Source organism: Acinetobacter sp. KS-LM10, assembly GCF_036896575.1.
GTDB lineage: Bacteria > Pseudomonadota > Gammaproteobacteria > Pseudomonadales > Moraxellaceae > Acinetobacter > Acinetobacter avistercoris.
This window is the reverse complement of the sequence record NZ_CP145906.1, coordinates 2,452,798-2,467,841: the sequence shown is the minus strand read 5'-3', so window position 1 is coordinate 2,467,841 and position 15,044 is coordinate 2,452,798. Positions and strand designations below refer to the sequence as shown.

The window sequence follows — 15,044 nt, the reverse complement described above, 5'->3', positions numbered from 1 at the left end:
TGCTATGGGTTTAATAATTTAGTTGATTCGTATGAAAGTATTTAACTAATGTTTCAACATCATCGGTTTGCAATTGCTCACGCATTTTTAGAAATTGCTTTTCTTCTAATTCGTATAGATTAAGAGAAAGCAGCTTTTCAATATCTGTTTCAGAGAAACGGTATTTAATAATTGTGGCAGGAACCCCACCGACAACAGCATAAGGTGGCACGTCTTTGGTTACTACAGCACCTGTTGCAATGATCGCCCCTTCACCCAGCGTTACACCTTGCATAATCATCGCGCGTGAACCAATCCAACAACCATCTCCAATGTTGGTATCGCCAGCAGGTTGAAAACTGCGGGTATCAAAGGGAAATGCCGATATCCAATCCGTTCGATGCAACTGATTACCGCCCATCATAATCACGCATTCCGCACCAAAACAGACAAAGTTACCGATATAAAGCTGATCTATTGGCTTCTCAGTCGTTGAATGTTTGTTATGTAAGTAGCGAACCACACAGCGCTCAAAACCTTGATCCCAATAGGCTGAATAATAAGAATAATTTCCTTTGATATGAATATTTGGATTTTTCACCGTCTTCGAAATAAATTCAAATTCACACCAGTGTTTAACAGGAGAATTAATCAATGACTCAGACATAAAATGAACAACATAATGGGGTGAAGCATTATAACCAATTGAGCATATTCGTTGCGAAATAAGCTCAAGATAAATCACTGCTTAATTTCTAATACTGGACTCATTTAGAAATATCAGGAATACGAGCAATCACTTTGATTTCAAAGTCGAAGCCTGCAAGCCAATTCACTCCAACAGCTGTCCAGTTTGGATATGGCTTTTGGTTAAAGACTTGATTTTTAATTTTCATAATAGTTTCAAACTGCTGCTCTGGATCGGTGTGGAATGTGGTTACATCGACAATATCATCCAAAGTACACCCAGCTGCAGCTAATGTATTTGTTAAGTTGCTAAAAGCAAGTACCACTTGTTTTTCAAAATCAGGTTCAGCACGACCATCTTCATGGCTGCCGACTTGACCAGATACAAAAATGAGATCTCCAGATTGGATAGCTGCAGAGTAGCCATGCTGTTCATAGAGTTCGTGACGGTTTTCGGGAAAAATTGCGATTCTTGTCATAGTACATCTCGATGTGGTTGTTTTTAATATTGCCAATCTCGATATGTTTTCGATCAAAACTTAATAGGAAAGAAATCTAACATACGGGCCGTATGTAAATATATTTGACATACGTAACGTATGTCAAATAAAATTTATCTAAATTAAATTTGGTAAAAATATGTCGATCCGTGAACTGAAAATGTTGGAGACTCGAAAAAAACTGATTCAAGTTGCACGACAAGCATTTGCAACATTGGGTTATGCTGAAACATCAATGGATAAACTAACAGCGGAAGCAGGGCTTACACGTGGTGCGCTTTATCATCATTTTGGTGATAAGCGAGGATTGTTTGCTGCTGTAGTCGATCAAATAGATTCCGAAATGGCAGCGTCCTCAAAACAGTATGTGGAAGAGAATAATGATTTGTGGGAAGGCTTAATGTTGGAGGGGCGTACCTATATTCAAAATGCACTTAATCCAGAATTTCAGCGTATTGTGCTGAGAGATGGTCCTGCAGTTTTAGGTGATCCAGCGCATTGGCCAAGTCAAAATAAATGTTTACAGTCGACCTGTGTCTGTATTGAACAGCTGTTACAAGACGGTCGAATTAAGTTAGTCGATGCAATGGCTGCTGCTGTATTGCTCAATGGAGCAGCTATGAATGCAGCGTTATGGGTGGCATCAAGTGAAAATTCTGAAGACGCATTACCACAAGCATTGCAGGCATTTGAGCTTTTCGCTTCTGGTTTCTTAAAATAATCGATATACACTAAAAAGCCCCTCTAGTGAGGGGCTTTAGAATTGAAACATTAATACTGACTCTTTGAAATTTAATCTTTGAAACTAGATCTTTAAAATTTGATCTTAAGAACAGGATCTTTAAAACAAAAAATTTAAGTATTAAAGATATTCAACTTTCACAATTTCGTATTCAACTTCACCGTTGGGTGTTTGAATTTTAGCATCATCGCCTTCGCTTTTACCCAAAAGACCACGAGCGATAGGAGAGTTCACTGAGATTTTATTAATTTTAAAATCTGCTTCGTCATCGCCAACGATTTTATAAGTTTTTTGCTCTTGTGTGTCTAAGTTTTCAATGGTTACTGTTACACCAAACACGACACGACCGTTTTGCTCTAGGTCTTTAATGTCGATCAACTGAACAGCGCCAAGTTTCCCTTCAATATCTTGAATACGACCTTCGCAGAAGCCTTGTTGTTCACGCGCAGCATGATACTCAGCGTTTTCTTTCAAATCACCGTGTTCACGTGCTTCCGCAATCGCTGCAATAATCCTTGGGCGATCAACTGTTTTTAATTGGTGTAATTCTTTCTCTAAGGCAATTTTGCCTTCGGGAGTCATAGGATAACGTATCATTGTTGTCCCTCAAGTTATGTATTTAAAATAAATACGATGTTTAAAAAATAAAAAAAGCCCGCCACCGATAAGGTGGCGGGTCTTATCGGAAACGTATTAACCTACAGTTTGCAAATCTTGCAAGCGGTATACATCCATTGGTAATTGAATCGCTAAAGCTTGGCAAACAGCATCAGCGCCATTCAAGGTTGTGGTGTAATACACTTTGCCTTGAAGAGCAGAACGTCGAATAGAGAACGAATCTTCCTGCGCTTGTTTACCTTCAGTTGTATTGATAATGAGGTGAATCTCGCCATTTTTCAAGCGGTCGACGATATTAGGACGACCTTCTGTGACTTTATTCACACGTTCACATTCAATACCAGCATCTTTTATCACATCATAAGTACCGCCAGTAGCGATAACTTTGAAGCCTAAATCTACCAGTTTCTGCGCAATACCGACAGCACGTGGCTTGTCTGAATGACGTACTGAAATAAAGACGTGTTTCACTTCGTCAGCCGTTGGTTTACCAGGTAAGCGATCATTCGAGCCTAACACAGCTTTATAGAATGCTTCACCAAATGTTTTACCAACGCCCATCACTTCACCTGTAGACTTCATCTCAGGTCCGAGAATAGGGTCAACACCAGGGAATTTATTGAATGGGAATACAGCTTCTTTCACAGAGAAGTACTCAGGAATAATTTCCTTCGTAAAACCTTGCGACTCAAGAGATTGACCTGCCATACAGCGTGCTGCAACTTTCGCTAAAGATTCGCCGATACATTTAGATACGAATGGCACAGTACGTGATGCACGTGGATTCACTTCTAAAATATAAACGTCTTCACCTTTAACCGCAAACTGAACGTTCATCAAACCGATCACGCCAAGCTCTTTCGCCATAGCCACAGTTTGACGACGCATTTCGTCTTGTACATCTTTGCTTAAAGAGTAAGGCGGAATTGAACATGCTGAGTCACCAGAGTGAATACCCGCTTGTTCAATGTGTTGCATAATACCGCCAATCACCACATCTTTACCGTCAGATACACAGTCTACATCGACTTCAATCGCGTCATCCAAGAAACGGTCAAGAAGAACTGGTGCTTCATTTGATGCTTGAACAGCATCACGTAAGTAGCGTTTAAGTTCATCATCGTTATAGACGATTTCCATCGCACGACCACCTAGAACATAAGATGGGCGTACAACAAGTGGGTAGCCCACTTTAGATGCTTCAGCCATACCTTCTTCAGCAGATTTTACAATGCTGTTGTTCGGCTGACGAAGTTGCAGACGTTGAATCATTTGTTGGAAACGTTCACGGTCTTCTGCACGATCAATCGCATCAGGCGATGTACCGATAATTGGTGCACCAGCTTCTTCTAAAGCGCGAGCCAATTTTAAAGGCGTTTGACCACCGTACTGCACGATAATGCCTTTAGGCTTTTCGATACGTACGATTTCTAAAACATCTTCAAGCGTAATCGGTTCGAAGTACAAACGATCTGAAGTGTCATAATCAGTAGAAACCGTTTCAGGGTTACAGTTAACCATGATTGTTTCATAGCCATCTTCACGCATTGCAAGCGCAGCATGTACACAACAGTAATCGAACTCGATCCCTTGACCAATACGGTTAGGTCCACCACCAATCACCATGATTTTGTCACGATTTGATGGTTTTGCTTCACATTCGTCATCGTAAGTTGAGTACATGTAAGCAGTGTCAGATTCAAACTCTGCTGCACAGGTATCAACACGTTTGTAAACTGGGTATACGCCCAAGTTCCAACGTTGTTTACGGAATTGCTTTTGTGAAATCCCCATCAAGTCTGCAATACGAAGATCAGACAAGCCTTTGCGTTTAAATGAGCGGATGTTGTCTGCATTTAAATCACCAAAGCCCAAAGTTTTCACTTGTTCTTCAGTTTTGATAATGTCTTCGATTTGAATCAGGAACCATTTATCAATATTGGTCGCAGCAAACACTTCGTCGAGGCTAAAACCATGACGGAATGCATCACCAATAAACCAAATACGCTCTGGACCTGGCACTTTAAGTTCTTGAAGAATTTTCTCGCGCGCACCTTCAGCACCAACTTCGAGTTTTTCATCAAAACCACATACGCCGACTTCTAAACCACGAAGTGCCTTTTGCATTGACTCTTGGAAATTACGACCAATCGCCATCACTTCACCAACAGACTTCATTTGAGTCGTTAGTGTTGCATCAGCTTGTGGGAATTTCTCGAAGTTAAAACGAGGAATCTTGGTCACGACATAGTCAATTGATGGTTCGAATGACGCAGGTGTCGTTCCACCAGTGATGTCATTTTTCAATTCATCAAGGGTGTAACCTACAGCCAATTTTGCAGCAATACGCGCGATTGGGAAACCAGTTGCTTTTGATGCAAGTGCTGATGAGCGTGAAACACGAGGGTTCATCTCGATGATCACCATGCGGCCATCTTTCGGATTGATACCAAACTGTACGTTTGAACCACCCGTTTCAACACCAATTTCACGAAGAACTGCTAAAGATGCATTACGCATCAATTGATATTCTTTGTCTGTTAGCGTTTGAGCAGGGGCTACAGTGATTGAGTCACCCGTATGCACACCCATTGGGTCGAAGTTTTCAATTGCACAGACGATGATGCAGTTGTCGTTTTTGTCACGAACAACTTCCATCTCATATTCTTTCCAACCAATTAAAGATTCATCGATCAATAACTGTTTGGTTGGAGAAAGATCGAAACCACGTTCACAGATTTCAATAAATTCTTCGCGGTTGTAAGCAATACCACCACCTGAACCACCCATCGTAAACGACGGACGAATAATCACAGGAAAGCCAAAACGCGCTTGAATGGCTAATGCTTCTTCCATTGATTCAGCAATGTCTGCTTTTGGACATTCAAGCCCAATTTTACGCATTGCGATATCGAATAATTTGCGATCTTCAGCTTTTTCAATCGCTTCTTTAGACGCACCAATGAGTTCAACATTGTATTTCGCAAGAATGCCATGCTCATCTAATGCGAGCGCACAGTTTAATGCCGTTTGACCACCCATTGTAGGAAGGACAGCATCAGGGCGTTCTTTTTCAATGATTGCCGCAACAGTTTGCCAAGTGATTGGCTCGATGTATGTTGCGTCTGCCATTGAAGGATCGGTCATAATAGTGGCTGGATTAGAGTTCACTAAAATAACACGGTAACCTTCTTCACGAAGCGCTTTACATGCTTGAGCACCTGAGTAATCGAACTCACATGCTTGACCGATGACAATCGGACCTGCACCAATAATTAAGATGCTTTTAATGTCTGTACGTTTAGCCATGATCGCTTCCTTAATTACTTCTTCGATGCTTCGATAAGTTCGATGAAATGATCGAACAATGGTGCGCAGTCATGCGGACCAGGGCTTGCTTCAGGGTGACCTTGGAAGCTGAACGCTGGTTTATCCGTGCGATGAATCCCTTGTAGGGTCTGATCGAACAAAGACTTATGCGTTGCTTTTAGGTTTGCAGGTAAAGAGTCTGCATCCACTGCGAAGCCATGGTTCTGAGAAGTAATCATCACAATGCCAGTTTCAAGATTCTGTACAGGGTGATTTGCACCATGGTGACCGTGCGGCATTTTCACAGTTTTTGCACCTGAAGAAAGTGCAAGAATTTGGTGACCCAAGCAAATACCAAATACAGGGATGTTTCGCGCATCTTCTACAATGGTTTTTACAGCTTCAATCGCGTAGTCACACGCAGCTGGATCGCCAGGACCATTTGACAAGAATACGCCATCTGGATTCAAAGCCAATACGTCAGCTGCAGGAGTTTGCGCAGGCACGACAGTCAGTTTGCAACCGCGGTCTGCGAGCATACGTAAGATGTTGGTTTTGACACCGTAATCGTATGCAACGACATGAAATTTAAGTTCTGGTTGAGAAAAACCTTTGCCTAATGTCCAAGAACCTTCAGTCCATTCAAAACCTTCAGGATCGCAACATTCTTTTGCAAGATCTAAACCGTTTAAACCGCCAAATGCACGAGCTTTTTCTAAAGCTTCTTCTTCCGTGATATTGTCGCCAGCAAGGATGCAACCATTCTGCGCGCCTTTATCACGTAAAATACGTGTCAGTTTACGGGTGTCGATATCTGCAATAGCAACAACATTGTGTTGCTCTAGGTATTCACCTAAGGATTGCGTTGAACGGAAGTTGCTATGCAATAAAGGAAGGTCACGGATAATTAAACCGTTTGCCCATACTTTATGAATTCGACCTGACTCAGCGTCTTCATCATTACAACCTGTATTACCGATATGTGGGTAAGTTAAAGTGACAAGTTGCTGTGCATAACTTGGATCAGTCAAAATTTCTTGATAGCCAGTCATGGCAGTATTGAAAACGACTTCACCAGTCGTACTACCCGATGCGCCAATAGAAGTACCTTTAAAGATAGTTCCGTCGGCAAGGGCTAAAATTGCTGGGGTGCTCAAACCAAAGCTCCTGAAATTTAGGCTGTAAAAAAGCGAGAAGACGAAAAAAAAGGAAGGCTACTTTGTAAACCCACCCTCCTATGTCTGCTCGCTTGAACTTAACACGGTATTATACGGAGAGAATAGGCTAAAGTCCATTCTCTTTGCTTGGATATAAGCAGATATATCTCTTGTTTTTTATCTAAAAGTCTGTTTTTTGATCTTCTGTCGAAAAGTGAAATAATTTAAGAATTGTTTAACAATTCAGAACTTAAGTTTTATCAAAAAAGCATATTCTAAATTCCATCGCTTAAAAAAGGTTCAAGATGATGAATGCTAAAGATAAAAATATTATAGCTGTGTCTATGCTCAAGGAAAGAGTGATAAAAACAGCGATAGATGGAGTGGATGCTTTTGAGAAAATTGGATTAGATGCCAAAAATCAAAGCATTGAAGTGCTGAATGAACAGAAAGAAATCATCAGTGCAGATGTGGTCGAGTTAAGTGAAAATATTAAAACCCAATTAAAAGACTTTAAGTCTGATGTTTTAGAACGTGTCAGTATTATTAAAGATAAAATTGATCTTTCACAGCAAGATATTGCTGAATTGAAAACCTTTGTGCGGAAAGAATTGAACGTGATTTGGGGTGAATTAACAGCATTGGTTCAAGAAATTAAAGCAGATGCAGGGCAAATTTCAGATAAGCATATAGATCATGTGGTCGGCACATTAAAACGTTCCAAAGAACATACTTTAGAAGTTTGGGAAAAGATTTCTGAAAAATAACACTTATGAGAAATAGTACAAATATGAGAAATAGTACAAATAAGCCTTAATACAATATATTTTGGTCCTATCTAAATATAGGGCTTGGATTGTTTCTCTCTAAGAGTTAAATGAAAGATATGAAAATACATCTCTTTCATAAGTTAAAAAAAGATCATTAAGTGGTAATAAATTGATCTGTAAAAATTCTTCCTCCCTTTGGGAGAAGGTTAGGATGAGGGAGTATTCATAATGACTATGTTGTTTGAATAATGACTTTTGAAAGAAGTCTAATGAAGTTAAACAAATTAAGTTATATAAATTCTAAGAGATAAAAATGTAGACAATAAAAAAGTGAGGTTAAGGCCTCACTTTCTTAATTCAATTTGGAATGCTTAAAACACATGTAACCAGTCACGTTTATTGTGAAAGTCAGCCTGTGGGCTGCTGTGTTGCATCGCATAATAATGTTCTTTATCAGACGTTTTTAAAACAGCTGAAAGACCTAAAAACATATCAGCCCATTTGAGATTGTTTTTCAGCATAAATTGCGATAGATCAATGCTGACATTTAAACCGTAATGGGTTTTCTTCAATTGATTTAATTCTATATCGTGCGCAACTTGTGGAGGCATATCTTCGGGATAACGATATTCCTCAAATTGATAGGCCTGCCACGCTTGCGAAGGGGAGAGATTAATCTCACGATAATAATCTTCACCGTGTACGCCAATGAAAATTTCAAAACAGGTTTGTTGCCAGAGGAAATCTTCGCGAGGATGATCAGCAATCACGTCTGGGTAGACAATTAATTGGTTCGGGTCACGAAGCCAAAAACCGACATTAAGCGAATTTAAACCTTGTTGTTCAACTGCACCAACAAGAGAAATTGCTTGAAAGCGACGATCGAAGTCGCTCAACTCATAACTTGCCATAAATTAATTAATTTGCAGCGTTAGCAAAACGAACTAAATTAGAAAGTTTTGGATTTTGTTTTGCAGCTTTTTTGTAAAGCAAAACAATCTTGCCAATCGTTTGAGCAATTTGAGCTTCAGTTTTTTCAGCAATTTCAGCGATGATGGCTTGACGAGCTTCGCGGTCTTCACCTGCGACTTTGACTTTAATCAATTCATGATCATTTAAAGCGCGGTTAATTTCTTCAATGACATTTTCACTCAAACCTTGACCACCAAGCATAACCACAGGGTTAAGCGCATGTCCGATTTGACGCAAACGTTTCCGTTCTTGAATAGATAAAACTGCCATAAAGATAAACCTAATTTTAAAAACGACTCATTATAGCAAAAAGCGTATTCAAACGCTGTAATTTCTGTAGAAATAATCGTAGGACATTATTTTTTAAATTCACGATGAGCGTTGATGATTTAGATACAGATGGATACTGCATCTAGGATCTTTTTCACGTACAATTAACCCTAATTGTTTTCATGTAAATAGAGAGTTATGGCTACACGCATTACCAACCAAAAGTTATCTAAAAGTAGTCGTGATTGGATGAGAGAGCATTTAGACGATCCTTATGTAAAAAAAGCACAAAAGGAAGGTTATCGAGCGCGTGCAGCCTATAAACTCTTGGAAATGCAAGAGAAGTATAAAATTATTAAACCAGGGATGACCGTGGTTGATTTGGGTGCTGCACCTGGAAGCTGGTCGCAAATTGCGGGTAAGTTGGTGGGAAGTAAAGGTTTATTGATTGCATCTGATATTTTGGAAATGGATGCTTTGCCTGATGTGACCTTTTTGCAAGGTGACTTCCGAGAAGAAGAAGTATTCGAAAAATTGTTAAATATTTTAGATGGACGTGCCGTAGACGTTGTAATTTCAGATATGGCCCCCAATACATCAGGTAATAAGGCGGTTGATCAGCCTCGTCAAATTTACCTATGTGAACTTGCATTAGATTTTGCCAATAAGGTTCTAGGACCAAAAGGGCAATTTGTGGTAAAAGTTTTCCAAGGCACAGGTTTTGATGAGTTTCGTAAGCAAGTTGTCGATAGCTTTGATGTGTTAAAAACCTCAAAACCTTTAGCATCACGTGCTCGTTCGAAAGAAGTTTTCTTAATTGGACAAGGTCGTAAAAAATCTTTAGGTTAAAGTTTACTTGCCAACCTCTTCAAAATTGTGCATTTTGTACAATTTTAAAATATTATAAGCTGATTACAGGCTTTTGGTTAGGGTCACCCACTATGGGCATGATCAAATTTGATTGATATGGGAATGAAGCTTTGAGCGATCTCTTTAAGAATGCTATTTTGTGGCTTGTTATACTTGGTGTACTGATTTTGATATTCAGTAACATTAGTGACCGTGATAAGCCTGCAGCATTGAATTATTCAGAATTTGTTGCGGCAGTCAATGCGGGTCAAATTAAGCAAGTGACTATTGATGGTGAAAGAATTAATGGCGAAAAAGTGAATGGTTCTCCATTCGAAAGCATTCGTCCTGCAATTCAAGATCCTGAATTGATGCCAAATTTAATCAAGAACAATGTCGTTGTTGAAGGTACTGCACCGCAACGCCAAGGCTTGATTATGCAACTATTAATCGCAAGTTTCCCTGTGCTTTTAATCATTTTGTTATTCATGTTCTTTATGCGCAACATGGGTGGTGGTGCAGGTGGTAAAAACGGCCCAATGAGCTTTGGTAAGTCTAAAGCGAAAATGCTGTCTGATGACCAAATTAAGGTGACGTTTAATGACGTTGCTGGTTGTGATGAAGCGAAACAAGAAGTGGTCGAAATTGTTGATTTCTTAAAAGACCCAACTAAATTTAAACGTCTTGGTGCGAGTATTCCACGTGGTGTTTTGATGGTGGGTCCTCCAGGTACTGGTAAAACTTTGCTTGCTAAGGCTATTGCTGGTGAAGCTAAGGTTCCATTCTTTAGTATCTCAGGTTCTGACTTTGTTGAAATGTTCGTAGGTGTGGGTGCGTCTCGTGTCCGCGATATGTTTGAACAAGCGAAGCGCCATGCACCATGTATTATCTTCATTGATGAGATTGATGCAGTGGGTCGTCATCGTGGTTCAGGTACGGGCGGCGGGAACGACGAACGCGAGCAAACACTTAACCAAATGTTGGTTGAGATGGATGGTTTTGATGGCAATGAAGGTATTATCGTTATTGCTGCCACAAACCGTGCAGATGTACTTGATAAAGCGTTATTGCGTCCAGGACGTTTTGACCGTCAAGTCATGGTAGGTTTGCCAGATATTAAAGGCCGTGAGCAAATTTTAAATGTTCACTTGAAGAAATTACCTTCAGTAACCGGTGTTGATGTACAGGTGCTTGCACGTGGTACACCAGGTTTCTCAGGTGCGCAATTGGCAAACTTGATTAACGAAGCTGCATTATTTGCTGCTCGTCGTAACAAGAACACTGTCGATATGCATGACTTTGAAGATGCTAAAGACAAGCTGTACATGGGACCTGAGCGTAAATCGATGGTGATTCGTGAAGAAGAGCGTCGTGCTACGGCTTATCATGAAGCGGGCCATGCGATTGTTGCTGAAATGCTTGAGGGTACAGACCCTGTGCATAAAGTCACGATTATGCCGCGCGGTTGGGCTTTGGGTGTGACTTGGCAGTTGCCTGAGCATGATGTGACCAGTCATTACAAAGATAAGATGTTGAAAGAACTTTCTATTCTTTTTGGTGGTCGTATTGCTGAAGAAGTATTCATCAATCAGATGTCTACGGGAGCTTCGAATGACTTTGAACGTGCCACGAAAATGGCGCGTGCAATGGTGACTCGATATGGTATGTCTGACAAAATGGGCGTTATGGTCTATGAAGAAGATGCACAGCAATCGTTCATGGGAAGTATAGGTAGTCGTACTATTTCTGAAACAACTCAGCTCGAAATTGATCGTGAAATCCGTAACATCCTAGATCAGCAGTATCGTGTGGCGCGTGATATTTTAGAAAATAACATGGATATCGCACATGCCATGGTTAAAGCGTTGATGGAATGGGAAACGATTGATCGTGAGCAAATCAGAGATATTATGGAAGGTCGTGAACCGAACCCGCCGAAAATCTATGTTGCTGACAATCCTGTAGTAGATGTTGCTCCTGTGGTTGATCTTGAAACACCTCCACCGTTACCATCATTACCTAAAACTTAAATTTAAAATATGAATATTGAAAACCACCTTCGGGTGGTTTTTTTATCAAGTCATCTATGATGTAAGCGCTCTAAAAGTTAAGGTTTTGCAAATAAAAGAGTAGAATAGCAGGGCTTTATTTAAAGATGGTTTTGCTATGCAGTTGGTTAATCTCCCCCAGAAAATATTAAATTGCGGATCTAAAATATTAGATTTATCACAACCTCAGATAATGGGTATATTAAATATTACACCTGACTCATTTAGTGATGGTGGTAAATATACACATAAAGAGCAGGCGATAGCGCATGCAAAACAGATGATTGCTGATGGTGCAACTGTTATTGATGTTGGAGGTGAATCCACCAGACCAGGCGCAAGTGTTGTAGAGGTTGATGAGGAAATTCGTCGTATTTTTCCAGTGGTGGAAGCACTTTCAGCTTTAGACGTAGTGATTTCAATAGATACATCTGAGCCAAAAGTGATTCAGGCGGCTGTAAAGGCAGGTGCACATATTTGGAATGACGTTCGTGCGTTAACGCGTCCACAAGCGTTGACAACGGCGGCTGAACTGAACATACCCGTTATTATTATGCATATGCGTGGTGAGCCAACCACGATGAATGGATTGGATCAATATGACAATGTCACATTGGACGTGATACATGAGTTAAAGCAACGTGTGAATGATGCTATTGATGCTGGTGTTAAATCTGAAAATATTATGATTGATCCAGGCTTTGGTTTTGCTAAAAATGCACAGCAAAATTTAAAATTACTCAATGAATTATATCAACTCAATACAATGGGTTATCCAATATTGTCTGCACTTTCGCGTAAACGTTTTATTGGTGAAGCTTTAGATGGTGCTGATGCGCAAAATCGTGCGGTAGGCTCTGTTGCAGCGCATTTAATCAGTGTTCAGCAAGGCGCGAGTATGGTGCGTGTACATGATGTCAAAGCGATGTCAGATGCGTTGAAGATATGGTCAGCAACAATGAGTAATTGATGTTTAGTCATTGATGTTTGAATACTCACTATAGTTTGAGTACGATAGTTTGAAGATTTAAATGGGCATTTTAAGGTTTTAATAATTAAAACAATCATCTAGAAAGATAATGAAGAAAAATAGTATTTATGCAACATAACAACAAAAGATGAACAATCACTTTTGTTGTTATTGTTTGCTAGATTTTATTCTTTGCATAATTGTTGATGTGTATGGGTGATTAAGCTTAAATTTCATACATTTTAATTTGCTTAATGGTTATCCCATTTCATCTTTAATCTTAAATATCGATAATGATGAATATCTATGCTTAAATATTAAAAAATTAAATACAATTAATTAGTCCAATGAACAAACTCAATGAATAAACCGACTAAATAAGCACAATAAAAAGGATAAAAAAATGCAGCAGCCTCATCTTATTTCTTTAAAAAATCATTTGCTTAGCTTGATGGTCGCAACATTAATGCTTTCAGCGTGTACCACCAAGCAAAAACCCAATCAATATATTGGGGCAGTGCCTGCAAGTGATGCCAGAAATAATGCAGTCGTGGCTCCGGCACCGATGAGCCCAGTATATGCCGCTGCACAATCTCAAAAGCAAAGCTCTCCACGCCGAGTTGGCTTGAATCATGCGTCAAATCATACTGGAGCTTATGTTGGCGCCTTAAATCCTAATGAGCGTGATCGTATACTGCAAGCTGACAATGAAAAATATCAGACCAACGAAGTTAATCCTGTAAAAAGTGTAGCGCAAGAGCCTGTTTCTACTTTTAGTATTGATGTGGATACGGGAAGTTACTCAAATATAAGACGAATATTGTTCAATGAGGGGCGCTTAACGCCTGTAGATGCGGTACGTATAGAAGAGCTCATTAATTACTTCTCTTATCAGTATCCGCAAGTTAAATCTCAACATCCTTTTACAGTCAGTACTGAAACTGTTGATTCACCATGGCAACCCAATGCAAAATTGATTCGTATTGGGATTAAAGCCAATGATGTTGAGTATGAAAATCTTCCAGCAGCCAATTTGGTTTTTTTAGTTGATGTCTCAGGTAGTATGAATGAGCCGAATAAACTTCCATTGGTAAAAAAGACCTTAAGAATTTTGACGGAACAGCTGAGACCTCAGGACAAAGTCACGATTGTTAGTTATTCGAGTGGTGAAAAATTGGTTCTACCACCAACGGCAGGTGATGAAAAAAATAAAATTTTAAAGGCCATTAATCAATTAAGTGCCGCTGGTGCGACTTCGGGCGAACGTGCAATTCAAATGGCATATAGTGAAGCTCAGAAATCATTTATGAAAGAGGGGATTAACCGTATTTTGATCGCAACTGATGGTGATTTTAATGTCGGGATTACCAATTTTGAAACGTTAAAAGGTTTAATTGCTGAAAAACGAAAATCAGGTATTTCTTTGACGACTTTAGGTTTTGGTACTGGAAATTATAATGAAAAATTGATGGAGCAATTAGCTGATGCTGGCGATGGGAACTATAGTTATATTGATAATGAAAAAGAAGCCAAGAAGGTTGTGCAGCGTCAATTGAGTTCAACGCTTGCCACTGTTGCGCAAGATGTCAAAATTCAGATGGAGTTCAACCCCGCTACAGTGAAAGAATATCGTTTGGTGGGTTATGAAAACCGCATGCTGAAGAATGAGGATTTTAACAACGATCAGGTGGATGCGGGAGATATAGGTGCGGGACATACCGTAACGGCATTGTATGAAGTCATTCCTGTTGGTCAGAAGGGTTGGTTGAATGATTCGCGCTATCAAAAAACACCAGCGGTTGATTCGAAAACAAATGAATATGGATTTTTGAATTTAAGATATAAACGTCCCAATCAGAGTGAGAGTATTCTTTTAACTCAAGCGATTTCGAATCGTAGTGCAGCGTTAAATCAAGCGACTAAGGACACTCAGTTTGCCGTGGTGGTCGCTGCATATGGTCAACAGCTCAAAGGTGGGCAGTACAATGGTAAAATGGACTGGGATAGTATTATCAAACTGGGTCAAACGCTGAAGCAGCCGGATGAGTTTGGCTTGAAAGCAGAATTTATGGATCTACTGAAAACAGCAAAAAGTTTAAGTGTGACAAAGTAGTCATAAGTTTTAATTATCAAGAAAAAGAGTACTTTAGTTGTACTCTTTTTCAATAAGACT

13 protein-coding genes are annotated in these 15,044 nt (G+C 39.7%); 6 read left to right on the top strand and 7 right to left on the bottom strand.

The genetic code is table 11. The features are described 5' to 3' along the window. Positions 1–10: 10 nt before the first annotated feature. Together V5M36_RS11225 and V5M36_RS11220 are read right to left on the bottom strand one after the other, a co-directional pair. Positions 11–646 carry a CatB-related O-acetyltransferase gene (locus V5M36_RS11225; protein ID WP_338559005.1) on the bottom strand — a complete coding sequence of 212 codons (636 nt, stop codon included), beginning with the start codon at positions 644–646 and terminating at the stop codon, positions 11–13. A gap of 100 nt (positions 647–746) precedes the next feature. Continuing rightward, a complete protein-coding gene (locus tag V5M36_RS11220) occupies positions 747–1,145 on the bottom strand; it encodes a RidA family protein (protein ID WP_338559003.1) in 399 nt (132 codons plus the stop codon). Between the two features lie 160 nt (positions 1,146–1,305). Between V5M36_RS11220 and V5M36_RS11215 the strand changes: the two genes are divergently transcribed. Continuing rightward, the gene (locus V5M36_RS11215) at positions 1,306–1,887 is read left to right on the top strand and encodes a TetR/AcrR family transcriptional regulator (RefSeq protein WP_338559001.1); all 582 of its coding nucleotides are present in this window, start codon (positions 1,306–1,308) and stop codon (positions 1,885–1,887) included. Between the two features lie 141 nt (positions 1,888–2,028). Here V5M36_RS11215 and greA read toward each other — a convergent pair whose 3' ends face one another. The 3 genes from greA to carA form a co-directional block, all read right to left on the bottom strand. Further along, positions 2,029–2,505 (bottom strand): transcription elongation factor GreA, encoded by a 477-nt coding sequence (greA, locus tag V5M36_RS11210; protein WP_338558998.1) that lies wholly within the window; start codon positions 2,503–2,505, stop codon positions 2,029–2,031. A 96-nt stretch (positions 2,506–2,601) separates the two neighbouring features. Next, complete coding sequence (carB, locus tag V5M36_RS11205) at positions 2,602–5,835, bottom strand: carbamoyl-phosphate synthase large subunit (RefSeq protein WP_338558995.1); 3,234 nt, start codon at positions 5,833–5,835, stop codon at positions 2,602–2,604. Between the two features lie 14 nt (positions 5,836–5,849). Next, a complete protein-coding gene (gene carA / locus V5M36_RS11200) occupies positions 5,850–6,992 on the bottom strand; it encodes a glutamine-hydrolyzing carbamoyl-phosphate synthase small subunit (RefSeq protein WP_338558992.1) in 1,143 nt (380 codons plus the stop codon). A 308-nt stretch (positions 6,993–7,300) separates the two neighbouring features. Between carA and V5M36_RS11195 the strand changes: the two genes are divergently transcribed. Further along, a complete protein-coding gene (locus V5M36_RS11195) occupies positions 7,301–7,759 on the top strand; it encodes a hypothetical protein (RefSeq protein ID WP_338558990.1) in 459 nt (152 codons plus the stop codon). Between the two features lie 374 nt (positions 7,760–8,133). Here the strand turns inward: V5M36_RS11195 and V5M36_RS11190 are convergent, their stop codons facing one another. Both V5M36_RS11190 and yhbY read right to left on the bottom strand, forming a co-directional pair. Beyond that, complete coding sequence (locus V5M36_RS11190) at positions 8,134–8,673, bottom strand: DOMON-like domain-containing protein (RefSeq protein WP_338558988.1); 540 nt, start codon at positions 8,671–8,673, stop codon at positions 8,134–8,136. A 7-nt stretch (positions 8,674–8,680) separates the two neighbouring features. Further along, positions 8,681–9,004 (bottom strand): ribosome assembly RNA-binding protein YhbY, encoded by a 324-nt coding sequence (yhbY, locus tag V5M36_RS11185; protein WP_338558986.1) that lies wholly within the window; start codon positions 9,002–9,004, stop codon positions 8,681–8,683. 198 nt (positions 9,005–9,202) lie between these two features. Here yhbY and rlmE point away from each other — a divergent pair, with 198 nt between their 5' ends. The 4 genes from rlmE to V5M36_RS11165 all read left to right on the top strand — a co-directional run bounded on the left by rlmE (position 9,203) and on the right by V5M36_RS11165 (position 14,984). Next, positions 9,203–9,853, top strand: coding sequence for a 23S rRNA (uridine(2552)-2'-O)-methyltransferase RlmE (gene rlmE / locus V5M36_RS11180; protein ID WP_338558984.1), 651 nt, complete (start codon positions 9,203–9,205; stop codon positions 9,851–9,853). A gap of 131 nt (positions 9,854–9,984) precedes the next feature. Further along, positions 9,985–11,883 carry an ATP-dependent zinc metalloprotease FtsH gene (ftsH, locus tag V5M36_RS11175; protein WP_338558982.1) on the top strand — a complete coding sequence of 633 codons (1,899 nt, stop codon included), beginning with the start codon at positions 9,985–9,987 and terminating at the stop codon, positions 11,881–11,883. Positions 11,884–12,019: 136 nt separating this feature from the next. Next, positions 12,020–12,871 carry a dihydropteroate synthase gene (folP, locus tag V5M36_RS11170; RefSeq protein ID WP_338558980.1) on the top strand — a complete coding sequence of 284 codons (852 nt, stop codon included), beginning with the start codon at positions 12,020–12,022 and terminating at the stop codon, positions 12,869–12,871. 421 nt (positions 12,872–13,292) lie between these two features. Continuing rightward, a complete protein-coding gene (locus V5M36_RS11165) occupies positions 13,293–14,984 on the top strand; it encodes a vWA domain-containing protein (protein WP_445206332.1) in 1,692 nt (563 codons plus the stop codon). The last annotated feature ends 60 nt before the right edge of the window (positions 14,985–15,044 follow it).